Annotated in this window: 22 protein-coding genes and 1 pseudogene; all 23 read left to right on the top strand. The window is 54.9% G+C overall.

The features are described from left to right. The first annotated feature begins 102 nt into the window (after positions 1–102). A complete protein-coding gene (locus tag GXP70_RS28290) occupies positions 103–2,811 on the top strand; it encodes a stalk domain-containing protein (RefSeq protein WP_162360012.1) in 2,709 nt (902 codons plus the stop codon). A gap of 72 nt (positions 2,812–2,883) precedes the next feature. Next, a complete protein-coding gene (locus GXP70_RS28285) occupies positions 2,884–4,044 on the top strand; it encodes a sensor histidine kinase (RefSeq protein ID WP_162360010.1) in 1,161 nt (386 codons plus the stop codon). Positions 4,045–4,050: 6 nt separating this feature from the next. After that, positions 4,051–4,779 carry a response regulator gene (locus tag GXP70_RS28280; protein ID WP_162360009.1) on the top strand — a complete coding sequence of 243 codons (729 nt, stop codon included), beginning with the start codon at positions 4,051–4,053 and terminating at the stop codon, positions 4,777–4,779. Positions 4,780–4,924: 145 nt separating this feature from the next. Then, complete coding sequence (locus GXP70_RS28275; protein ID WP_162360007.1) at positions 4,925–5,722, top strand: glycosyltransferase family A protein; 798 nt, start codon at positions 4,925–4,927, stop codon at positions 5,720–5,722. Between the two features lie 433 nt (positions 5,723–6,155). Then, positions 6,156–8,576: a helicase-related protein gene (locus GXP70_RS28270; protein ID WP_225442589.1), complete on the top strand. Its 2,421-nt coding sequence runs from the start codon at positions 6,156–6,158 to the stop codon at positions 8,574–8,576. A gap of 553 nt (positions 8,577–9,129) precedes the next feature. Continuing rightward, positions 9,130–9,417, top strand: a complete 288-nt coding sequence (locus tag GXP70_RS29990; RefSeq protein WP_225442588.1) for a ComF family protein — start codon at positions 9,130–9,132, stop codon at positions 9,415–9,417. A 213-nt stretch (positions 9,418–9,630) separates the two neighbouring features. Then, positions 9,631–10,047 carry a TIGR03826 family flagellar region protein gene (locus GXP70_RS28260; RefSeq protein WP_162360004.1) on the top strand — a complete coding sequence of 139 codons (417 nt, stop codon included), beginning with the start codon at positions 9,631–9,633 and terminating at the stop codon, positions 10,045–10,047. Between the two features lie 163 nt (positions 10,048–10,210). After that, a complete protein-coding gene (gene flgM, locus GXP70_RS28255; protein WP_162360002.1) occupies positions 10,211–10,489 on the top strand; it encodes a flagellar biosynthesis anti-sigma factor FlgM in 279 nt (92 codons plus the stop codon). Positions 10,490–10,499: 10 nt separating this feature from the next. Continuing rightward, the gene (locus GXP70_RS28250; RefSeq protein WP_162360000.1) at positions 10,500–11,000 is read left to right on the top strand and encodes a flagellar protein FlgN; all 501 of its coding nucleotides are present in this window, start codon (positions 10,500–10,502) and stop codon (positions 10,998–11,000) included. A gap of 15 nt (positions 11,001–11,015) precedes the next feature. Continuing rightward, positions 11,016–12,548: a flagellar hook-associated protein FlgK gene (gene flgK / locus GXP70_RS28245; RefSeq protein ID WP_162359999.1), complete on the top strand. Its 1,533-nt coding sequence runs from the start codon at positions 11,016–11,018 to the stop codon at positions 12,546–12,548. Between the two features lie 18 nt (positions 12,549–12,566). Continuing rightward, positions 12,567–13,481 carry a flagellar hook-associated protein FlgL gene (gene flgL / locus GXP70_RS28240; RefSeq protein ID WP_162359997.1) on the top strand — a complete coding sequence of 305 codons (915 nt, stop codon included), beginning with the start codon at positions 12,567–12,569 and terminating at the stop codon, positions 13,479–13,481. 14 nt (positions 13,482–13,495) lie between these two features. Next, positions 13,496–14,065, top strand: a complete 570-nt coding sequence (locus GXP70_RS28235) for a DUF6470 family protein (RefSeq protein WP_162359995.1) — start codon at positions 13,496–13,498, stop codon at positions 14,063–14,065. A 79-nt stretch (positions 14,066–14,144) separates the two neighbouring features. Continuing rightward, positions 14,145–14,582: a flagellar assembly protein FliW gene (gene fliW, locus GXP70_RS28230; protein ID WP_162359993.1), complete on the top strand. Its 438-nt coding sequence runs from the start codon at positions 14,145–14,147 to the stop codon at positions 14,580–14,582. 15 nt (positions 14,583–14,597) lie between these two features. Then, positions 14,598–14,840 (top strand): carbon storage regulator CsrA, encoded by a 243-nt coding sequence (gene csrA, locus GXP70_RS28225; RefSeq protein WP_162359992.1) that lies wholly within the window; start codon positions 14,598–14,600, stop codon positions 14,838–14,840. Between the two features lie 120 nt (positions 14,841–14,960). Continuing rightward, positions 14,961–15,728: a flagellin N-terminal helical domain-containing protein gene (locus GXP70_RS28220; protein WP_162359990.1), complete on the top strand. Its 768-nt coding sequence runs from the start codon at positions 14,961–14,963 to the stop codon at positions 15,726–15,728. 260 nt (positions 15,729–15,988) lie between these two features. Further along, complete coding sequence (locus tag GXP70_RS28215; RefSeq protein WP_162359988.1) at positions 15,989–16,756, top strand: flagellin N-terminal helical domain-containing protein; 768 nt, start codon at positions 15,989–15,991, stop codon at positions 16,754–16,756. Between the two features lie 132 nt (positions 16,757–16,888). Further along, the gene (locus GXP70_RS28210) at positions 16,889–17,284 is read left to right on the top strand and encodes a flagellar protein FlaG (protein ID WP_225442587.1); all 396 of its coding nucleotides are present in this window, start codon (positions 16,889–16,891) and stop codon (positions 17,282–17,284) included. A gap of 14 nt (positions 17,285–17,298) precedes the next feature. Beyond that, a pseudogene (locus tag GXP70_RS30400) lies at positions 17,299–17,553 on the top strand (flagellar cap protein FliD N-terminal domain-containing protein); the annotation flags it as partial. Between the two features lie 27 nt (positions 17,554–17,580). Then, the gene (fliD, locus tag GXP70_RS28205; protein ID WP_263864065.1) at positions 17,581–18,849 is read left to right on the top strand and encodes a flagellar filament capping protein FliD; all 1,269 of its coding nucleotides are present in this window, start codon (positions 17,581–17,583) and stop codon (positions 18,847–18,849) included. A gap of 12 nt (positions 18,850–18,861) precedes the next feature. Beyond that, the gene (fliS, locus tag GXP70_RS28200; RefSeq protein ID WP_162360723.1) at positions 18,862–19,254 is read left to right on the top strand and encodes a flagellar export chaperone FliS; all 393 of its coding nucleotides are present in this window, start codon (positions 18,862–18,864) and stop codon (positions 19,252–19,254) included. Then, positions 19,247–19,573, top strand: coding sequence for a flagellar protein FliT (locus tag GXP70_RS28195; protein WP_162359985.1), 327 nt, complete (start codon positions 19,247–19,249; stop codon positions 19,571–19,573). The genes fliS and GXP70_RS28195 overlap by 8 nt, the downstream gene beginning before the upstream one ends. Positions 19,574–19,774: 201 nt before the next feature. Further along, on the top strand, positions 19,775–21,931 hold the full coding sequence (locus GXP70_RS28190; protein WP_162359984.1) for a motility associated factor glycosyltransferase family protein: 2,157 nt from the start codon (positions 19,775–19,777) through the stop codon (positions 21,929–21,931). An 86-nt stretch (positions 21,932–22,017) separates the two neighbouring features. Then, positions 22,018–24,291 carry a motility associated factor glycosyltransferase family protein gene (locus GXP70_RS28185; RefSeq protein WP_162359982.1) on the top strand — a complete coding sequence of 758 codons (2,274 nt, stop codon included), beginning with the start codon at positions 22,018–22,020 and terminating at the stop codon, positions 24,289–24,291. The last annotated feature ends 10 nt before the right edge of the window (positions 24,292–24,301 follow it).

Genomic DNA, 24,301 nt, shown 5'->3' with positions numbered 1-24,301 from the left:
TCAGTCGAATGATGGTGATAGGACTCTTCTATCGTCCGTAACTTTTCCAACAGTTTCATAGTCTAACTCACTAGACTTTGAGATGGGAGAGTTGCTAGAGACATGCATAACGATAACGGACAGAAGATGAATCGGGTGCCGGGAAGAAGCGGCAGACGATTGCTTATATGGACGCTGGGAGCTTCGCTGCTCGTACAGCCGATTCTAGTTGCGGTGCCTGCCTTTTCGACGGTGACGGAGGCTGCATCTGCCGATACCGTCGCTGCGGCAGCGGTGAAGCAGCTGGTCACTATGAACCAGGAGATGATCACGTCGGGCGCGAAACGCGTCGACTACAGCTGGACGAGCAAAGCCGGGGCGACGCCGTCGGCCGTGCACGTCATCGAAGTGGACTTGACGAATCCGTACGTGAAGCTTGATGTGATGAACGGCAAAGAAGGCTCGGTCTCGGGCGTCGGCTCGGTCGGGAACATGGTGAGCAAGTCCGGTGCCGTGGCGGGCGTGAACGGGGATTACTTCAATACGGCAAGCGGCAAAGGCGCGCCGATCGGCGCCGAGGTTACGGGCGGCCAGCTGGTGGCGAGCCCGTCTCAATTGACGGGCATGTACGCATTCGCGTTGACGGCCGATCGCAAACCGACGATCGATACGTACGGCTTCGAAGGGACGGTAACGGCGGCGGACGGTTCGACCTTCCCGTTGTCCGGCATCAACAAGGCCGCCTATAAGACGGAGCCGAACGACGGCTTCAGCCATGCCAATGCCATGCACATTTATACAAGCGCTTGGACCCAGACGCGGCCGGACATCACCGACAGCTCTACGACGCCGACGGAGGTGCTCGTGCAGAACGGCATCGTTACCCAATTCGCCGACAATACGATGATTGCCGGCCCCGTGCCGGCAGGCGCCTATATTTTGCGGACGCACGGCAAGGCGGCCGAATTCGCGCGCGCGCATTTGCAGGTCGGAACGAAGGTGACGGCCGCATACAATCTGATCGCGCAGTCCACCGGGCAGGCAATCGCGCCGGATGCGCTGCAGATGCTGATCGGCGGCCATACCATTCTGGTCGAGGGCGGCGCGGCGGCGAAATTCTCCCGCAATACGAGCAGCATCAGCCCGAACTCGGACCGCGCGCGCACGGCGCTGGGGTATACGAAGGACGGCACGAAGGCGCTGATCATTACCGTTGAAGACAGCGACAACAGCCAAGGCGCGACGCTTGCGGAACTGCAGCAGATCATGGTGCAGCTCGGCGTGTGGAAAGGCATGAACCTCGATGGCGGCGGCTCCACGACGATGATCTCGCGTCCGCTCGGGGAGACGGCAACGCAGCTGGCCTTCCCGACGGAATACGGCACGACGCAGCGCCAGGTCGCGAACGGCCTTGGCGTCTTCTCGGTCGCGCCCGCAGGCTCGCTGAGAGGCATTAAAGCGAGCGGCAGCAGCGTTCTGTTCATCGGCCAGCAGGCTTCGTATTCGCTCAAGGCATACGATACGTATTACAATCCGATCGATCCCGGCCAATTGCAGCCGGTATGGTCGGCCGGCACGGCGCTCGGCAGCTTCGCGGGCAGCAATTTCACGGCAACGAAAGCCGGCACGACGACGATCGCCGTCAAATCCGGTACGGTCAGCGACAAGCTCCAGGTCGAAGTGATCGGCGGCAATGCGATCGCCTCCATGTCGGTGGACGCCAGCTCGCTCGTGCTCGAGCCGGGCAAGACGATGGCGCTCCCCGTGCGCGTCACGCTGAAGGACGGCCGCAAGATGACGCTGCCGGCTTCCGCGGTGAAATGGGAATTCCGCGGGTTCACGGGCACGGTGAAGGACGGCAGTCTGACCATCGGCTCCGTAAGCTCTTCCGCGCAAGCCGGATACGCCATCGCGCGCTATGACGGTTTCTCTACGATGGCGGTGCTGACCGCAGGCGCCGATAAAAAATTCGACGATTTCGAAAGGCAGACCTATCCAATTTCGTTCCAAGGTACGAATGGTGTAGGTGGAACGGCTTCCTTCGTATCGGGACTGCCGGGCGCGAATAGTTCCGGCGTCGTACAGCTCCAGTATGATTTTACGAACGGAAGCGGAACGAAGGCCGCCTATGCCGTATTGAACGGAACGGGACGCAAAGTGGACGGAAACCCGTCCGGGATGACGATCGACGTCATGGGCGACAAGAGCCTGAACTGGATTCGCGCGGAGTTCATCGACGGCAAAGGGGCCGCGCACTTGATCACGCTTGCCAAGCAAGCGGACTGGAGCGGCTGGAAGACGCTGAAAGTCAATTTGGCCGCGGAGGGCATGACGGCGCCCGTTACGCTGAAGCGTCTCTACGTCGCCTCGCTGGAGGACGGCCAGGACGAGCGCGCGCTGACGGGCACGCTGGCGTTCGACAATATCGCGTTCCAATACCCGGCGGTTGTACCGGAGCCTGCCCGGACGCGAATCGATCTGAAGCTCGGTTCCAAGAGCGCCGTTGTCGGCGGCAAGCCGTATACGCTGGACGTGGCGCCGCTGCTGCTGGACGGGACGACCTATCTCCCGCTGCGCTTCGTGACCGAGGCCATGGGCGCGCAGATCGATTGGAATGCCGCGCTCAAGCGCGTGTCCGTGCTTCGCGGCGCACAGCTGATGGAAATGACGCTCGGAAGCAAGGACTTCGTGCTTACCGGGGTGCGCAAACAGTCCGACGTGGCGCCGATTACGCGCAGCGGACGAACGCTCGTTCCGATTCGCCTCGTGTCCGAGCAATTAGGCCTAACCGTCAATTGGGACGGCAAGCTGGGCACGATTACCGTCGAATGATATGGATGCCCGCGACTGATTATGTGATATGATAGTTTTAGTAGAACATGCAGAAAGTGGGCAAAGACAAGCATGGAATATCGCGTAGACGATATCGATCGAGTCATCAAGAATGCGGTCTCCGTCATGGAGGATAGCAAATACCAGATTTTCGAGATTTGCGAATCCGCGCGTAAGGAAATGTTTTCGCTTGGCCAAGAATTGAACCAAGTACTGGCCGAAGCCGGGGAGATCATCGATAAGGTCGACCGGCTCGAGCTGGACTACCGGAGGGCGAGAATCCGGCTGACTGAAGTCAGCCGGGACTTCGTCCGATATAAAGAAGAAGACATCAAGGCCGCTTACGAGAAGGCGACGCAGCTTCAATTGGACCTCATGATGTACCGAGAGAAGGAGACGTATCTCAAGGCGCGCCGCGACGAGCTGCAGAAGCGCGTTCGCAATGTCGAGAAGTCGATCGAGCGTGCGGAATCGATCGCTTCCAAAATCAATGTCGTGCTGGAATATTTGTCGGGGGATTTGAACCAGGTGACGCGCATTCTCGAGTCCGCCAAGAACCGGCAGCAGATCGGGCTGAAAATCATTTTGGCCCAGGAAGAGGAGCGGAAGCGGATCGCGCGGGAAATTCACGACGGTCCGGCCCAATCGCTCGCCAATATAGTGCTTAGGACGGAAATTGCGGAACGGATGCTGATGAAGCAGGAATTTCAAATTGTGCAGGACGAATTAATAGACTTGAAGAGTCAGGTGCGTTCAGGCATTGAGGAAATTCGCAAAATCATATTCAATCTTCGTCCGATGGCATTGGATGATCTGGGCCTGGTGCCGACCCTTCGCAAATATATCCAGGATTATGAAGAAAAAAGCCGAATCCGCACGAAATTCGATACGATCGGCAAAGAAATCCGGCTGCCCTCGGCCATGGAAGCCGCGATTTACCGGATGGTACAGGAAGCGTTCGGCAATGCGTTCAAACATGCGAATCCGACTTATGTCGCGCTTGAAATGACCTATCAGGTGCAAATGGTGAAAATTGTCGTGAAAGACAATGGTGCCGGGTTCCATACGAATCAATTGGAGTCCAAGGTCAAGAACAGCAATCATTTCGGATTAATCGGCATGCGGGAGCGGGCTGAACTGCTTGAAGGGAGGATGGAGATCGAATCCGCTATCAATGAAGGAACCAAGATCACGATTCATATCCCCATCAACGCGGACACTAGAAAGGAGTAATTGACGATGGAAATCAAAGCTTCTGGCGGCAAACGCAAAATCAAAGTATTGATTGCTGACGATCATCAGCTATTCCGCGAAGGGCTTAAGCGGATTCTCAATATGGAAGACGATTTGGAAGTCATCGGCGAATGCAACGACGGCATTCAAGTGCTGGAATTCTGCAATCAGAACAAGCCGGAAGTCGTGCTGATGGACATTAACATGCCGATCGAGAACGGCGTGGTGGCCACGGAACGGCTGCGCGATATTTTTCCGGAAGTGAAGGTTATCATTCTATCGATCCACGATGACGAGAGCTACGTGTTCGAGACGCTTCGCAAGGGCGCGAGCGGCTATCTCCTGAAGGACATGGAAGCGGAGGCGTTGGCCAACGCGATTCGTTCCGTCGTGAACGGCTATGCGTACATTCACCCCAAAGTAACGGGCAAGCTGATCAACCAGCTTCGCCGCATGACGTACCTCGACGAGATCGGCGCAACGTCCGGAGCGGCGGCGGCGCGCGAAACCGGCGTCAAGTTCATTCCGAGCGAAGACAATCCCCTGACGCGTCGCGAAGCCGAAGTGCTTCGCCTGATGGCGGAGGGCAAGAGCAACAAGATGATCGGCGAGTTCCTGTTCATCAGCGAGAAGACGGTCAAGAACCACGTCAGCAGCATTCTGCAAAAGATGGAAGTCGACGACCGCACGCAAGCCGTCATCCATTCCATCAAGTTCGGCTGGGTAACGCTCTAAGCAATCACATACATAATGGCACCAGAAGGGCTTCCGCATTGCTGCGGGGGCCCTTGTTCATTGCGGCAGGAGCGGGGAACGGGAGAGAGACGTAACCACTGGGCGCCGGTCGGCATATGCTGTTCACAAAAGGAGGTGGCTGCCTTTGATCGCGGCATTATTGTGGATCGTCGGATGTTACGTCTTGGCCGCCGCCGTCATCTACGCATTATCGGCCATTCGACGCCGGCAGTCGCGCAGCGTGAAGCATTACGTGCTGATCGCGGGCAATGAAGGCCAGCGGATGGAATGGTACATGCGCTCGCTGCGCCGGTTCTCGCATTTGACGGGCACGGACGTGAAAGTGACGGTAGTGGACAACGGCTCCGAGGACGATACGCTGGACATTGCGAGGGTTTTCGCCAAACGCGGGATGGATGTGCACGTGCATGCGGGCGGCAATAGCGGGGAAAACGGCCGTGTAAGCGCGCAGGTCCAAGGGCATGAGAATGAGCAGAATCGGGGCCAAGGTGAAGGGCTGGGTCAGGGCCAGGGCTCGAGGCAAGGGGAAGGACATGGACAGGGCTTGGGTCAAGGACCGGATCAAGGACAGGGCCAAGAACAAGAACAAGGTTATGGACAGGGCTCGAGGCAAGGACAAGAACGGGGTCAAAGGCAGGACCAGGACTCGAGGCAAGATCAAGGTCAGGACCGGGAACAAGGGCAGCTCAGGCTCGAGGCGGGGCGCTCCTTGAAATGGAAACGGTTATGCGCGATCTGGCAATGGCGGATTGGCGATCAGGACGGGATCGGCGGGAATGCGCAGACGTACAAGCGCAGCACGCCGGTGGAGCCGACGCATTTGCTCTGGATGCTGCAGGCCGAAGGCGTGGTATCCGCGAAGGAGCATGCCGTGCTCGTCGACTTGCGCAATCCGGATGATCTGTCGAAGCTGCCGTTCTAGGGAAGATCAAGTGAAGTGAAGTGCGGGAAGAAAGAATCGCGGCAGGGAAGAGCGTGTTCGGGCAGGGCTCGCGGATACGCAAGCGTTAATGCGTTGGATGAGATAGTCCTGTTGCGGAAGCGAAGAACGGCCTTGTGAATCGCTGAATGGAAGAGTGTGTTCGGGCAGGACCGGTGGATACGAGAGCGTTCATGCGCTGGATGATATAATTCTGCCGTTGAAACGAAGAAACCTTGTGAATCGTGGCGGTTTCTTGCCGTCCGCGCTAACCGCTGCGGAGGCGGGATTGCCTGCGGAGAAGGGGACGATGTATAATCGAAGCATACGCAAGCATAAACGAGTGAAGCACACCCGTAGCACTGCCGAAGGCAGCGAGGGGTGTGCTTTTTTGCGTTCGGCGGATATTCGGATCGGGAAGAATGGAGGGAGAAGAATGAACGTAACGGTTTATGCCGTTCGTACGCGCGAGTGTTCTTGGGCGGGCTGGTCGATTGCGCCGGAGATTGATTATGCCTATTGGCAGAGTCGGCGTTTCCGGGAGGAAGCGGGTCGGGCAGTTGAGGAGGCATGTGGAGAAATCGCCCAAGGCGGCGGGCGATGGCTGAGCGAGGTACAGAGCAAGGAACAGGGCGAGGAAGAGAGCAAGGAGCAGAGAAAGGAACAGCGCAAGGAAAAGAGCGAGAAGCAGAGCAATGAACAGTGCAAGGAACAGAGTGAGGAGCAGGGCAAGGAACAGAGCGAAGGCAGGGAGGTTGAGCAGATCGTCGCGTGGTCGGCGCCGCTTCCGCTCGGACATGCCGTACAGGCGGCGGAGCGCTGGCCGGGCGGAGCCATGTCCGCGAAGCGGATGGAACAAACGTTGTCGCGCTTGATCGGCGACGTTTGGGCGGTCGACGCCCGCCTGGGGCTGCCGGTTCCGCGGCAGCCTGGCGCACATGCGCAGCATGTGCCTCGCGGGGCCGAGCTTGGCGATGGCCCCGCACGGGCATTGGCGGCGCGCGCTGGCCGCGCCGCCGCGCTGCTGCAGGGACGAGCGCTGCACGGCAGCGAAGCGCTCGCCCTGCTCGAGGCCGCGGGCGCGGCCGGGCCGGCCGGCGCCGCGCCGGATTGGAGCGCGTGGGCTCCCGCGCTCCAGCTGGCCGCGCTGCTCGGCCGGCTGCGCCTTGGCGGCGCGGTCGCCCCGCAGCCGCAGCCTCGGCTGCTGCGGTGGCGGGCCGCGCTTGGCGCGAGGCCGCGCCCGCGGCTCCGCTGCCAGCGCTGCGGCAGCGGCACGGCGCGCATGCGCCGGACGCCATGCGCCGCGTGCGGCCGCGCATGCGCGTATTGCGAGGCGTGCCTGACCATGGGCCGCAGCAGGGAGTGCGGCCTGCTCATTCTCGGCACGCCCGCGCCCGCGGCAAGCGCCCGCGCCGCGCATACGCCGGCGAGTCCCGTGCCCGCGGCAAGCGCCCGCGCAGCGCATACGCCGGCGAGTCCCGTGCCCGCGGCAAGCGCCCGCGCAGCGCATACGCCGGCGAGTCCCGCGCCCGCGGCAAGCGCCCGCGCAGCGCATACGCCGGCGAGTCCCGCGCCCGCGGCAAGCGCCCGCGCAGCGCATACGCCGGCGAGTCCCGCGCCCGCGGCAAGCGCCCGCGCAGCGCATACGTCGGCGCTGCCCGCTCCTGCGGCAAGCGCCCGCGCAGCGCATACGCCGGCGCTGCCCGCTCTCGCGGCAAGCGCTCGCGCCGCCCGAGCGGCCAACGCTCCAGCCCCCGCAGACCTAACCAGCTGGAGCCTCAGCCCTGCCCAGACTGCGGCTGCCGAAGCGGCGCTGTCCTACATCGGCGCCTCCGAAGGCTGCAAGCCGGCGCGCCGCAGGTTTTTGCTCTGGGCGGTCACTGGCGCCGGCAAGACCGAAATGATTTTTCCGCTCATCGATGCATGCCTGGCGCGCGGAGGCCGGGCGCTCATCGCCACGCCGAGGCGGGATGTCGTGTTGGAGCTGGATCCCCGCATCCGCAAAGCGTTTCCGGACGCAAGCGTCGTCACGCTGTACGGCGGCAGCGAGCAGCGATGGGAGCAGGGCGCGATTACCCTCGCCACGACGCACCAGCTCTTTCGCTTCCGCGAAGGATTCGACCTCGTCATCGTGGACGAGATCGATGCGTTTCCCTATCATGGCGATCCGATGCTGCATTTTGCCGCGGAGCATGCGCGCACGCCAAGCGGCATGCAGGTTCTCTTGTCCGCCACCCCGCCGGCTGCGCTAAGGCGTGCCGCCGCGCTCGGCCGCCTTGCCCATGTGCGGGTACCGGTTCGCTTTCATCGGCATCCGCTGCCCGTCCCGGTTATGCTTCGCATTCCGACCGTACGGAAGCTGCTGGTCCAGCGGAACTTGCCACATCGCCTTATCCTGGCTCTTCGCCGATCCATCGCTCGCGGAGCGCAACTGTTCGTGTTCGTCCAGCAGATCCGGGATGTCGAGCCGCTTGCCGCTATGCTCAGAGCGGCTTTCCCGTCGATTACGATTGGCGGCACTTCGTCTCAGGATCCCGACCGGGCGAATAAGGTGCTTCAATTTCGAGCGCGCGATTTACGTTTGTTGGTCACGACGACTATTCTCGAACGCGGCGTTACCGTGCCGAAGAGCGACGTATTCATTCTGGACGCGGACGGCAAGCTGTTCGACGATGCATCGCTCATCCAAATGGCTGGCAGGGCAGGCAGGTCCAAGGATGATCCTGCCGGTAAAGTCTACTTTTGCGGTTCGACACGAACGCGCGCCCAACAGTCCGCAGTCGCCCAAATTCGCGGCATGAATCGGATCGCCAGACGTAAAGGCTACCTGCTCGAGAAGAGAAAGGCCGGTGAGTGAAGCGATGGTCACAGATGTCATCCTGCGAACGCTTCGGCGCATGCTTCCCTCTATAACGGCGCTGCTTGCAAAGCATACAGGCGACTGCATTATTTGCGGAAACCGACGCGGTTCCAAGCAACCCGGGCAGTTCAGTGCCTTATGCAGCCCTTGTTATCGCGCAATTCCGTGGATTTCCCGCGTTTATTGCCAGGTATGCGGGCGCCCTGAGCATTGTCCGGATTGTATTCGCCGCCAGCGTTCGGGCTTCGTGATCAACCGTTCGGCCGTACGCTATGACGCTACGATCCGGGAATGGCTGGCACTTTACAAATATCGCGGAAATGAAGCGCTCGAGCCATTGCTTGGCGCCATCTTGCACATTGCGTACCGAGGGCTTCGAGCCCAATTAACACGGAACGGACCCGGAGCCGCCTCGCTGCGCTTCGATGCAATGGTTCCCGTTCCCGTCAGCGAACTCCGGCTCCTTGAACGCGGCTTTAATCAGGCGGAACGGTTAGCCGCCCATCTAGCCGCCGCCGAAAATCTCCCGCTCTGGGATGTTCTGCGGCGAGTGCGGCATTCCGGCAAGCAAAGCAACAAGACGCGGGGCGCCAGAATGCGGGATACGCGGCATCTGTTCGCCGCCGACGTTTCCTTCATGACGTCCCGGCTGCAGCAACTGCGGGAACGAGGGTCGGCCGCGGCCGACCCTGCCGGCTGCCGGCTGCTGCTCATAGACGATATCTACACGACCGGAAGCACAGCCAACGCTTGCGCAGAGGCGTTGTTGATCGCCATGAAGAAAGCGGCGCCCGCCATGACCGTCGAAATCTACTGCCTAACGGTGGCTCGTTCGTGACGAGTTCGTTCCATTTTCCGCTTGCGTTTCGACGCGTATCTTGCATGCACCGTCCTTCATGTCCGATATGTAACGTTGGACATATAACTACGATTCAGACTGTTCTATTTAACCGGATATTTAGTTGGAACCGTGTAAAAAAAGGATGTATTTTATCAAGCAATGAGTTAATATGGAGTCACATACGGCCACCTGGAAGGGAGCTCATGAACAATGGATCTTGATAACTGTCCGCGTTGCGGAAAACTATTCGCGAAGAACTTCCGGGATGTTTGTCCGGCATGCATCAAAGCGATCGATCAAGAGTATACGCTTTGTTCGGATTATCTTCGCAAGAATAAAGGCGCAACAATAACGGATTTGGCAGATGCCACGGACGTCAGCATCAAGCAGATTACGAAATTTATCAAAGAAGGCCGGATTTCATTAATCGGTGCGCCAAACTTGATGTACCCTTGCGAAATGTGCGGCAACTTGATTCGCGAGCATAACAAATGCGAAAGCTGCAGGGCGAAGCTGCTTCAAGAAGTGGATAAAGTTAGACCGAACCCGCCGGTAAAGGAAACGAAAGAAACGACGAAAGCGCCTGCGTCCGCCGCTTCGGTATACCGTATCATGGACCGGAGTTAGCGCATATGCATCCTAAATAAGCAGCCTGAAGAAGCGAATTCTTGCGATACCGCTTCCTCGGGCTTTTTTAATTGACAGCTATTGACTATAAACAATAAGTTCAAACTGCCGATAATAGTTGTATCAGCGAATCGGTTTTTTTGAATTGTTTGGAGGGGTTAACGTGAAAATCAATCAATCACAGCGAATCGGTGCCGTGAATCCGTATCAGAAACAGAATGATCCACAGACCGAAGGCTTAAGCCGAAAACGGAAAAAGGATGAGGTTCAAATCTCCGCCGAAGCGCAAGAAATGCTTTCAACCAGCCGCGCTAACGATCCGGAACGGACCAAGCGTATCGATGAGCTCAAAGATTCCGTTAGATCGGGAACCTATCATGTGGAATCGGGCAAGATCGCGGAGAAGCTGCTGCCCTATCTAAAAAAAAATAATCAAGAATAGGTGAGTTTTCGTGGATGTCGAATCGATTATCGCAACGCTGGAGCAGCAAGCGGATGTCTATGAACAATTGCTTGCCCTGGCCAAAGAGAAAACCCCTTATCTCGTTCGTAATCAAGTCGACGCGTTGAACGAGGTCATCCAGAAGGAACGGAAGCTTCTGAAGACGGCGGAGGAGCTGGAGCAGCAGCGCATGCGCTTGTCCGGTCAATATTTCACCAGTCTCGGCATCCTGCGGTACAAGGGAGGCAAGATCAGCGAGATGATTCGGACCGTAACGTCGCCGCAAGATAAGAAGCGGCTGACAGAGCTTCATGCCTCCCTGAGCATCTCTTTGGATCAATTGCAGAAGGTCAATCAGTTGAATCAGCAGCTTGTTGAGCAGTCACTCAAATTCATTAATTATTCCGTCGATCTTCTGGTTGAGGATCCGAACGGCGATATGACCTATCAGCATCCCCTTAGCCCTGGCTATGGCAATGCTCGAACCGGGTTATTTACTACCAGAGGATAGGGGAGACATTCCGCGATGACATCTACCTTTCATTCGCTAGAAACGGCCAAACGCAGCTTGTTCGCACAGCAGACGACAATCAATACGATCGGCCACAATATCGCCAATGCGAATACGGAAGGCTACTCGCGTCAACGCGTGACGCTGACGACGAGCCGCCCGATGGAAGCTTTCGGCATGAACCGTTCGGTAGCGGCCGGCCAATTGGGTACCGGCGTTGAAGCAACGGCGATTACGCGCGTGCGCACCGCGTTCCTTGACGATCAGTATCGCAATCAGAACAAGTTCGTAGGCAGCTGGTCCGTTCAGGCGGATACGCTTAGCAAGCTGGAGGCTATCGTGAACGAGCCTTCCGACTCGGGCATTCGTTCGGTCATGGACAAATTCTATCAGGCTTGGTCCGATCTCAGCAAAGATCCCGAGAACGTGACCGGACGCAAAATCGTCCGCGAAACGGCGCTCGCGCTTACCGATGCTTTCAATCAGACGAGCAAGCAGCTGCAAGATCTGAGCGCCGATTTGACGAGCAGCATCGACGTTAAAGCGACCGAAGTGAATTCGTACCTCGATACGATTGCGTCCTTGAATACCGAAATCCGCCGGATCGAATCGCTTGGCGACGACGCTAACGATTTGCAGGATCAGCGCGACTTGCTCGTCGACAAGCTCTCCCAGATCGTGAACGTACAAGTGACCAAGACGCCCGACGGCTATACGGTTGCGATGGGCGATACGAATTTGGTGAACGGCGGCACGGCGACGCCAGTGACAAGCGCGACGCTGGAAGCGGCTTACCAGCGGGGTCAATTGAATAGCGGCGAAGTGTACGGCATGTTCGTATCGCGCGATGTGTACGTGGCCGATTACCAGAAGCAGCTAGACACCTTGGCGAACACGCTGGCGAACGGCGATATTGAAGTCACTATACCGGCCGGCTCCGTGCTGCCGGGGACGACGACGCCGCTCGCGACCGCGACGACGATGACGGTGAAAGGGATCAACGGATTGCACAAGCTCGGTTACACAATGGATGATCCGGCGACTGCGGCGACCGACTTCTTCACCTTCGACTCAAGCGCATCGGGCATAACGGCGGCCAGCATTCGGCTGAATCCCGTTATCGCTGGCGATACGAATAAAATCGCCACTTCGATGCGAACGATTAACGCTGCAGGCACGGATACCGTCGTCAAAGGCAATAATTCGCTGGCGCTGCTCATGTCCGAGCTCGGCGAAGTGAAGTTCAAATTCGACCAATCCGCTACCGGCAACGGAATTTCGGAAGCGACGATCAATAACTTCTACAGCTCGATGGTGGGGGCGCTGGGCGTTCAATCCCAGGAGGCGCAGCGGCAGTATGCGAACTCGGCCGCACAGCTGGACCAGGTGGAGAGCACACGGCAATCCGTCAGCGGCGTTTCGCTCGATGAGGAAATGTCGGATCTAGTTAAATTCCAGCATGCCTACAGCGCTGCTGCCCGTTTCATGACGACCTTCGACCAGATGCTTGAGAAACTGATAAACGGTACCGGCGTAGTCGGACGTTAGAATAGGAGCTGAGTCATAATGGCCTTACGTGTTACACCCGGCATGATGCACCTGCAGCTTTCGCGCAACCTGAACCGCAACCTGATGCAAATGAGCAGTTTGCAGGAGCAGATGGCGACCGGCCGAAAAATCAACAAGGCGTCCGACGACCCGGTAGGCATTACGTATGCCCTTCGTTACCGTGCCGAATTGTCCTCTAACAGCCAGTATCAGGAGAACGCGGATTCCGCGCATTCGTGGCTGGATTTCAACGATACGGTGTTGGGCCAAGCCGGTGACGTCATGCAGCGGATTAAGGAACTGACCGTTAATGGCTCGAACGGCACGAACCCGCAAACCGCGCTTGATGCGATCAATAACGAGCTGACGCAGCTGAAGAGCCAGCTGCTTGATATCGCCAACAGCAAGTTGAATGGCAAATATATTTTTAGCGGCCAGACGTTCGATAAGATGCCTTACAACGAGAACGACCCGAATTTTGATGCGAAGAAAGTCGTGACTGACACAGGCGACATCTCTTATGCTGTAGGAGTAGGCGTCGTGCTGCCGGTCAACTTGAGCGGGAACGAAGTTTTCGGCGGCGGCGATCCCGTAGAAGCTGATAACGTGTTTGCCGTTATCGATAACATTATCAGCAAGTTTACCCTCGGCGATCAGGCCGGAGCGGCGGCAGAGCTTACCCATGTCGACAGCAGGCTGAACAAAATATTGAATGCCCGCTCGGAAGTAGGCGCCAAGGTTAATCGCGTGGAGCTGATGCAGAACCGGCTGGACGATTTGGAAATCAACTTGACGGATATGCAGTCCAAGACAGAGGATGCAGACTACGACAAGCTGCTGATCGATGCTAAGATCAACGAAAATATTTATCAGGCCTCGTTGTCCGTAGGGGCTAAAGTCATTACGCCTACGCTTGTCGACTTTCTCCGTTAAGAGGTGAACCGCCCATGAAGCTGCCGATTATTAAGGCGGAATCGCAGAGAGGCCTTATTGGAATCGAATCACAGCGCGGTCAATTTCATATTCATTCTGAGCGGGCCGATTTGCAAATCGAAACGACGCCGACGCGAATAAGCGCGCCAACGCCGGTGCCGGAGCTGAATATAAATCAAGATCGGATGTGGGCGGCCTTTAACGGCGGGAAGCCGGTTGAATTCATGAAGCGGATCTACTCCCAGATGCCGGGGATTGCGCTGCAAGGTATCGCGCATATTGTAGAGAAAGGGAATCGGATGGGCGATCTGCGCATCAAAGAGAACCCGATACCCGATCTCGCATTTGAAGAATTGTCCGCCAAGCTGCCGCAGATCGAAGTGTTCGGTCCGGCATCCTACGATAACGTGGATATTGAATTCACGATTCCGAAGCCCGATACGCAGATCGATGTAGGGAGGGTCGATATTCAGGTGCAGACCCATAAGCCCGACATTCAATACGAACGGGGCAATGTCCGGATCTACATGCAGCAGTATCCGAAGGTGACATTTACGCCTCCGAGCATCGACATCGTCACATAAATCCATCAAACGCAGCTATAGGCGAAATCAAGCGCACTATAGCTTTTTTACATATTTCGTATCAAACGGAGGAAAAAGGATGAGACTGGAAACATCGCGGTTTGGCGAGATTGATTTGGACGAGGATCGAATTTATCATTTTGAGCATGGCATTCCGGGATTCGAGCCATTCAAACGGTTTATGCTCATTGAAGTGGCAGAACATGCGCCGTTTGCCTATCTGCAGTCACTGGATGACGGCAAGCTGGCCTTTATCGTTACGAATCCGTTTGAGTTTGTCGGCAACTACGAATTTGATTTGCCTGAGTCCGTAACGAATGAGCTGCAGCTTGCATCCGAGGAAGAAGTCGATGTCCGCGTTATCGTTTCCATTCATGGAGAGCTGGAGCAAGCGACAGCCAACTTGATTGCGCCGATCGTCCTGAACGCGAAGAAGCGGCTTGGGAAGCAGATCATACTTACTGCGGCGCCGTATACAACCAGACACCGGCTGTTCGTGCCGGCGGACGCGGAATAGAGAGGGGCGGAAATCGTGTTAGTTCTATCTCGTAAAAAAGGGCAATCGGTGGTGCTGGACGAGCAGATCGAGATCACGATCCTCGAAATTGACGGGGAGACGATCAAGCTGGGCATAACGGCCCCCCAGAACGTTCAAATCGTCCGCAAAGAGCTGCTAACGTCCGTGAAAGAATCGAATAAGGAAGCGGCGGAAGTAACGGAAGATCTTCACGGCATGATGGCCAAGCTGAAAAAAATAAAAAAGACTTCCCAATAGCTATAAAACTTCGGGACTATTCGCCGATAAATTAAGTAGTGCAGAGTCCGGACGGCCGAACGGAGCCTGCGAAGTCCACAAGGATGTGGCATATAACCCATTTCAAGGAGGAAATTCAACATGATTATCAATCACAACCTTCCAGCGGTCAACACGCACCGCAACATGACGCTGAACAGCGCCGCAGCTAGCAAGAACATGGAAAAGCTGTCTTCCGGTCTTCGCATCAACCGTGCAGCCGACGACGCAGCCGGTCTGGCAGTGTCCGAGAAAATGCGCGGACAAATCCGTGGTCTGGAGCAAGCGCAACGCAACGTACAAGACGGTATCTCGTACGTACAAACGGCTGAGGGCGCGATGAACGAAGTAAGCGCAATGCTCACTCGTATGAAAGAGCTGAACGTTCAGAAGTTGAACGGCACGTACTCCACAGATGACAAGTCGAACATTAACCTTGAGTTGAACGAGCTCGGCAGCCAAATCGACGCGATCTTCACCAATACGAAATTCAACGGCATCAGCATCACGACTGGCGCAACGATTCAAGCTGACGATGCTTCGGCTACGATCTCGATCGCGGGCATCACGACTACTGGTATTACTGGTCTGTCCAGTGGCACGTCATTGACAAACATCGAGTCTGCAATCACGGCAACTTCGACGCAACGCGCAACGCTTGGTGCGAAGCAAAACCGTCTGGAGTACACATCCAACAACCTGGGTACGACAGTCGAGAACTTGACTGCATCCGAATCCCGCATCCGCGATACGGATATGGCGAAGGAAATGGTCAACCTTACGAAGAACAACATCTTGCTGCAAGCTTCGCAAGCTATGCTCGCGCAGGCGAACTCCGCACCGCAAGGCGTTCTCTCGCTGCTCCGTTAATTGTTGTAACGATCAAGGCAGAGGTCTTAGTATATCTAAGATCTCTGCCTTTTTGTTTATAACGGGACTCGGTCAGTAGTACCAGAATGACGCGTCTAACGATATTCTTCATGATTAGAACATATAAAACTTTCCAGCAGCTATAAAACTTCGGGACTATTCGCCGATAAATTAAGTAGCGCAGGGTCCGGACGGCCGAACGGAGCCTGCGAAGTCCACAAGGATGTGGCATATAACCCATTTCAAGGAGGAAATTCAACATGATTATCAATCACAACCTTCCAGCGGTCAACACGCACCGCAACATGACGCTGAACAGCGCTGCAGCTAGCAAGAACATGGAAAAGCTATCTTCCGGTCTTCGCATCAACCGTGCAGCCGACGACGCAGCCGGTCTGGCAGTGTCCGAGAAAATGCGCGGACAAATCCGTGGTCTGGAGCAAGCGCAACGCAACGTACAAGACGGTATCTCGTACGTACAAACGGCTGAGGGCGCGATGAACGAAGTAAGCGCAATGCTCACTCGTATGAAAGAGCTGAACGTTCAGAAGTTGAACGGCACGTACTCCACAGATGACAAGTCGAACATTAACCTTGAGTTGAACGAGCTCGGCAGCCAAATCGACGCGATCTTCACCAATACGAAATTCAACGGCATCAGCATCACGACTGGAGCAACGATTCAAGCTGACGATGCTTCGGCTACGATCTCGATCGCGGGTATCGTTACGACAAGTATCACTGGTCTGAGCAGCGCTACTTCGTTGACAAACATCGAAGCTGCAATCACGGCAACTTCGACGCAGCGCGCAACGCTTGGTGCGAAGCAGAACCGTCTGGAGTACACGTCCAACAACCTGGGTACGACAGTCGAGAACTTGACTGCATCCGAGTCACGCATCCGCGATACGGATATGGCGAAGGAAATGGTCAACCTTACGAAGAACAACATCTTGCTGCAAGCTTCGCAAGCCATGCTCGCGCAAGCGAACTCCGCACCGCAAGGCGTTCTCTCGCTGCTCCGCTAATTATTGTAAGCGCCCAGGCAGAGATCTTAGCTTATCTAAGGTCTCTGCTTTTTTTTATTCATAAACTCTAAAAACCGTTTGACAATTCGACGATATATATAGTAGCAAATGCTGAAGATCGGAGTTGAGACGATGAGCATATCGGTTAATGGGAATTTAGGGGTGTCACGGGTGCAGATGCCGTCGGCAAGTCAAGGAGACGCGCAGACGGATAACAAGTCCGACCGCGAGACGGCCGTTAAACAAATCCAAACCGGCAAAGAGCTAAGAACGGCAGAGAGAGAAGGCTTGAAAATGTCAATCGGAGAAGCACAGCTCATTAAAGCGATTGACAGAGCCATTAAAGCCCTGGAAGGGCCGTCGACACGATGCGAAATGAAAATGCATGAGGCGACGAAAACCATCACCATTAAAGTGTTCAATCAGGATACAGGGGAGCTTATTCGTGAAATCCCGCCTGAGAAAACGTTGGATCTGGTTGCCAAAATGATGGAGTTCGCCGGCATTCTGATTGACGAGAGAGTATAAGGGAGGCAACAAGAATGAGGATTTCAGGCTTCGCTTCAGGTCTGGACATCGATTCGATTGTCAAACAATTGATGACCGCAAAAAAAGCGCCGCTTAATAAGCTGAATCAACAGAAGCAAACGCTGGAATGGCAGCGCGAGCAATATCGGGATATTACTTCGAAGCTAGTCGATTTCCGTAACAACAAATTGTTCAATTACGGCTTGCAAAGCGGTATAGCGGCGAAGCAAGTCAATGTTTCGGGCAATACGGCAGCCGTTAGCGCAAAAGCGAATTCAGGCGCGGTCGCAGGCACGATGTCCATTGAAGTAACGAGTCTTGCAACAGCTTCCCGATTGACAAGTACGGCCGATATCGCTACGGGGTTGGATGGTATAAAGGCTGTCGACATGAGCGAATCTCTAAGCAGTCTTAAGACGGGAGGAGAGCTCAGCTACACGGCAACAGCCGGGACGGTATCCTTCAAAATTAAAAACGGCAGCAACCCGGAAGCTACGATTACGGTGAATGAATCTGCTTCCTTATCGGATGTCGTCGCTGCGATCAACGGCAGCTCGGCGAATGTAAATGCGTTTATCGATAGCGCGACAGGCCGAATGGCGATAACATCGAAATCGACCGGCGCCGGGGATATTGCATTAACGGACACATCGGGTTTTCTTGCGAATTTTAGCCTTCCGTCATCTACAGATGCGACTACCAGAGGGAAAGACGCCGTTCTTAAGATCAATGGCATTTCAACGACGCGCAGCAGCAATGTATTTTCGGAGAACGGCGTTGAGATTACGCTTAATGCCCCAACGTTAGGAAATCCTACTTCGTTGAGCGTCGTGACGAATACGGACCAGGTCGTCGATACCATTAAATCGTTCCTTAAAGATTATAACGATGTCCTTGGCACAGTAACGAGCAAATTAAACGAAGAACGCAATTATAAATATGACCCTCTAACTTCCGACGAGCGGGAAGCGATGGATGACGATCAAATTAAACTGTGGGAGGACAAAGCGAAGAGCGGTCTCCTTCGCAATGATTCCACGCTCACGAAGCTGATGGGCGACCTGCGCCTTTCGTCCATTACGGATATTACGGTTGGCGGCCAGAAGATGGTACTGGGCGATCTCGGCATCGATTCGGGGGCGTGGGAGAACCGCGGCCAGCTTGTCATCAAAGACGAAGCCAAGCTGAGAGCGGCGATTGAAGCCGATCCGGATAAAGTGGTCAAGTTCTTTACGCAGCAAACGACATCGACGGACCCGCAAGTGAAGACATCGGCCTCCAATCCGGACAACGGCCTGTTCAACCGGTTATCGAACGTTGTCATGTCTGCGCTTGATGAATTATCGACCAGGATCGGTACATCGAAAGTCAGCTCCGACGCCAACAGCTCGTTCCTGGTCGACAGCGGATTCGGCGATCAATTGCGGATGCTGGATACGAGAATCAACGATGAGAACGATCGGTTGAACCGTTTGGAGACAAGCTACTACCAGCAGTTCACGGCAATGGAGACCGCCATGAATCGTTACCAATCTCAGGCCAGCAGTCTATTCGGAGGTTCATAAGGAGTGAACGGTATGGTATCCAACCCCTATCAGAAGTATCAGCAGCTTTCCGTCCAGACAGCATCGCCCGCACAGCTTCTTCTGATGCTATATGACGGGGCGATTCGGTTTGTGAAGCAGGGCGTGGACGCGATCGAGCAAGGCCATGTCGAGAAAGCCAACATCAGCCTGATCAAGGCTCAAAACATCGTTCATGAGCTGATGGCGGCGCTGGACTTTCAATATTCAATCTCGAACGACTTGGTGAAAGTTTACGAATATATGCTGCACCAGCTTATTCAAGCAAACGTAAAAAAAGATACGGCGCCCGCGCTGGAGGTATTATCCTTCTTAGTCGATTTAAAAGATTCCTGGATGCAGGCATCCAAGCCAGCGTCGGCAGCCAAGGAAGCGATTCATGGATAATTTATTACAGCAGGTGTTGTCGGAAACGGAATTTCTAAGCAACAACGGACAAACGGAGCATTACGAGAGGTTCGAGGCGCTTGTCGAGCTGCGGCAATCGTTGGTCGACCGGATTGCGGCGGAAGGGCCTCTATCGGCCGGCCAAAAGATGCTCGTTCAGGCAATCATGGGGCATGATCATGCGATTATGGCGCACATGGACAGATTGAAGAACGAGGCCGCGGAAGGATTAATACGGCTACAAGGCTATCAGAGACAGCGGAACGGGTACAGCCAGCCGGCGTATTATGACGGATTCATGTTTGACAAAAGGAACTGATTGAGGCGCGACGGCCCCTAACAAGGGGTGCAGGTCGCGCCGACTTTATTTTATTAGGAAGCCTGGTGAATAAGAATGCCTAGCGGCGATGCGGCGATCGACTCTCTGCTTGACGATATAATTGCCTTCTTGCCTCGCGTACTGCAGGCGTGCAGCTCCGTTTCGGACTATTTTTATGCCTCTGTTCAAGATGAGGCCTGGATGCAATTCAAAGAGCTGCTTCAAGGGTTGAACGACTTATATACCGCGGCTAATTCACTCGGCCGACAGCTTGCCGATCGCCCGGAAGATACGCTCTTGCATAAGGCGATTACGAATTTCGCCGAACGGCTTTCACTGAGCTTTACTGAATTGAACCGGCTGATGGATGAAGAAGACTATGTCCAGGCCGCGGATTGGATGAAATACGAGCTTGCGGAGCTCATCTATTCGCTTGCCATTAAGCTCGGCGGCGAGAGCGATTTGGTGGAGCGGCGATTTCAAGCCAACCTTACTTATCTCGAGCGGCGCTTTCCCCATGTGTATGAAAGGCTCCAATCCTTACAGCCTGATCGCGCTCAATATCAGCTTACTTACGCCAGCAATGCGTCTCCGAATCTCTATCTGCGCAGAAGCGACGGTACTATGATGTACTTATATAGCAATTATGAACCGGAGCACGAAGCGCGTAGATGGGTTGAGTCGATGAAGGATACGTTCGCGGGTAAGACCAACGCCATCGTCTATGGATTCGGATTCGGATACCACGTGCTTCAATTGGCGCGTAAATTTCCCAAACTTAAATTGACCATTTACGAACCGGACGAGCAGGTTCTTCTCGCCGCTATGCAAGCTGTCGATTTGGAGCCGCTATTTCAGGAACTGCATGTAGAATTGTTGGTCGTAAACTGGGACAAAGCAAACCGGCATAAATTATTTATGTACATCGCTAAGTATTTAAAAGGCGAAACCGCGCTTGCCGCCCTTCCCGCTTACGATAAAGCGGATCCGCAGCGCAAGCGGGCATTCTTCAAAGACGCGGTGACGGCGATTCAGCATCTGGAAATGTCGGAGAGGTCGTCCGCGTATTACGGCATTCAATTGTTTCAGAATCGGCTTTACAATTTGTCCTATCTGCTGCAAACTCCCTCCATTCAGGGCTTGCGGGACAAAATGAAGGGGCATACAGCCGTCATTGTCGGATCAGGCCCATCCCTTGAGAAGGATATCGGGCACTTGCGCCAGATCAGAAACCACGCATGCATCATTGCTGCGGGCACGGCTGCCCAAGCCTTGCTGCATGCCGGCATAACCCCGCATCTAGTCGTATCCGTCGATTATGGGGAGTCCAACGGTGTAGCTTTTCAACATCTCGATTTGGATCATGTCCCGTTCCTATACGCGCCACAGCTCAAGTACACGATCATGGACGGCAAGCATAAGCCGGTCTTTTTCCTGATGGAGAACGATCATACCAGCAAATATATCCTTGGTATAGAGGAAGACGATACGCTGATCGCTTCTTCGACGCCGACCGTAACCGGCCCGGCCATACAAGCGGCGATCTATATGGGGTTCGAGCAAATTGTGTTCACGGGCCAAGACATGTCCTTTCCCGGCGATCGGGTATACGCCGCAGGGGTCATGCATGAGACCGATGAAGTGAGCAAGATGAAGATTTCCTCCTCGGAGCTTGCGGTTGAAAATGTGCAAGGCGGGATGAATCGTACGAGCCCGCTCATGCAAGTGACGCGCGGGGAGATAGAGAAGCTATTGGGGGAGTACCCGAATATCCGTTTCGTGAATGCTTCGCGGCTCGGAGCGAAAATCGAGCATACAACGTATCGTCCGCTGGAAGCTGTGCTTCAGCAGTTAAAGGAAGTTCGAATTCCCTCCGATCCGCTGTGTGAGATCATGGAAGCCTGTCTTCAGCCGTTCGATGAGGATCGGAAGTCCGCCATCCTTGGTCGATTGTTGGATTTTCCGCGTCAAATCGGGTTTATCGAGGCGACGCTAATACGGATTAAGCAGCAGTTGGATAGTCTGCAAGAATTGAGCGGTACCGATCCTCACGAATGTCATCACGCAATGGTAGATATTGAGGAGATGTGGGGCGAAGTCGTTCACAATCCATTGTTCGATAACGCTATCACGCATGTCATCACCCATGATGTACGTATATTCGAGCGGGACTTGCCCGAGCTGGTTGCGGAGAAAAACGTAATTCGGAAGGCCGATATGTTCTGTCAGACGGTAGGGGCGCTTGCAGATGCGACACTGGACTGTTTGCCGCGCGTATCGGCTATCGTCAATGAGGCCATCCGTAGAGTTAGCGAGGCGGAAGGAATAAGAGCCGCCATCGCTTCAGAAAACCGTTGAAGAATTCGTTAATAGCGTTAATAATAGGAAGCAGCCAGTCTCGTTCGCCTAAACGACGACGTACTTATAATAAGGAAGCTTGGTGGATGAATATGCGCAGCGTTCATGCGGAAATAGAACCTCTACTTGATGAAATCATCGCTTTTTTGCCCCGCGTGCTGGAGGCGTGCAATTCGATTTCGGAGTATTTTTACGTCCCCGTTCAAGCGGAGGCCTGGACCCGATTCAGTGAATTGCTGCAAGGCTTGAACGATCTCTATATTGCGGCCAACTCGATCGGTCAAGAGCTTGCTGACCGCGAGGAAGATGCGCTGCTGCATAAAGTCATTACGAATTTCGCGGAGCAGCTGGCGCATACGTTTACCGAATTGAATCGGCTCATGGATGAAGAAGAGTTCATTCAGGCAGCCGATTGCATAAAATACGAGCTGGCGGAATTGATTCATGCGCTGGCCATAAAGCTCGGGGAAGACAAGGAGGGCACGGAGCGTAGATTTGCCGCCAACCTCGCGTATCTCGAGCGGCATCATCCTCAAGTGCACCATGTGCTCAAGTCGGCCCGGCCTGATTACACCCGTTATCAGCTTACCTACGCAAGCAATGGCTCGCCGAATTTGTATCTGCGTACGAGCGAAGATAAATGGATGTACTTGTACAGCAACTATGAACCGGAGCATGAAGCGGGAAGATGGCTGGATACGATGGGCGACACGCTTACCGGCAAAACCAATATTGTCGTTTACGGCTTTGGTTTCGGGTATCATTTGCTCCAAATGGCCCGGACGTTTCCGAAGCAGCAGCTGATTATATACGAGCCGGATGAACAAGTGCTGCTTGCTGCGATGCAGGCGATCGAGCTCCAGCCATTACTGGAAGCGTTAAATGTAGAGCTATTCATTGCGGGCTGGGATAAAACGACAAGACATAAAACGTTTTTTCATTTCGTTAAGTACGCGAAGGGCGATACGGCGCTTGTCTCTCTTCCGGCTTATGACCGAGTGGACCCGCAGCGCAAGCAGCAGTTTTTTGAGGACGCGCTAGCGGCTGTGCAGCATTTCGAGATGTCGGCAGTTACGTCGGCTTTTTACGGCATTCAGCTATACCAGAATCGGCTTTATAATTTGTCCTATCTGCTGAACACGCCTTCCATTCGGAACATGAAGGACAGGTTGAAGGGACATACCGCGGTTGTCGTCGGATCAGGCCCTTCCCTGGAGAAGGATATCGAGAACCTCAAGAAGATCAGGGATCACGCGTTTATAATTGCGGCCGGCACAGCCACGCAATCCTTATTGCATTTCGGCATCAAGCCGCATTTGGTCGTATCGCTCGACTTCGGCGAGTCCAATGACACGGCGTTCAAGCATCTGGATTTGGATGACGTGCCTTTCCTATATTCGCCGCAGCTTAAGTACACCATCATGGAAGGCAAAAGAAAGCCGATGCTCCTGATGCTGGAGAACGATTATACGAGCATCCATATGCTTGGCTTGGATAAGGAAGAACCTCTGTTTACTTCCTCCACGCCATCCGTAACGGGGCCGGCTATCGAAGCGGCAATCTATATGGGCTGCGAGCAAATCGTGTTGACAGGACAAGACTTGTCTTACCCTACGGAGAGCGTATACGCCGTGGGGACGATCCATGTGACGGAGGATGAGAGCAAGTCGGCGATTGCTTCCTCGAAGCTGCTGGTCGAGAATGTGCAGGGCGGGATGAATCGCACGAATAATGCCATGCAGGTGACGCTGAACGAAATAGGGAAGCTTCTCGGAAAGTATCCGATGATCAGGTTCATTAACTCCTCGCAGCTGGGGGCCAAAATCGAGAACACCGAGTATCAGCCGCTGGACGAGGTAATGAAGCAGCTGGCGGACGTGCATGTCGCATCCGAATTGCTGGCCGAGGCCATGGCGGCCCACCTTCGTCCTTTCGATGAAGCGCATAAGGCTGCGATTACGAAGCGGTTGCTGGACATGCCCCAGCAAGTCGAAACGATCGAAGCTACGTTGAAGCGAATGAAGCAGAAACTGGGCGGTCTCCAAGCGCTGAGCCGGACGAAACCGGCGAAGTGCCACAAGACGATGGTGGATATCGAAGAGATGTGGGAGACGGTTGTCCATAATAAACTGTTCGAGTATTCCATCGCATTCATTATCACGAACGACATCATCACGTATGAACGCAACCTGTCTGAGCTGGTTGAAGAGAAAAATGTAGTGCGGAAGGCAGACTTGTTCTGCCAAGTGGTAGGCAAGCTGGCAGAGGCGATTTTGGAATGCCTGCCGATGGTCGCAGCAATTGTCAATGAAGCCATTCATAGAGTTGAACGGCAAAGGCAGCCTGTTGCGGCGGAGTAAGCAGGTACGG

Origin of the sequence: Paenibacillus lycopersici (assembly GCF_010119935.1) — a bacterium.
GTDB classification, from domain to species: domain Bacteria; phylum Bacillota; class Bacilli; order Paenibacillales; family Paenibacillaceae; genus Paenibacillus_Z; species Paenibacillus_Z lycopersici.
This window is presented reverse-complemented; position numbering and strand designations above follow the sequence as displayed.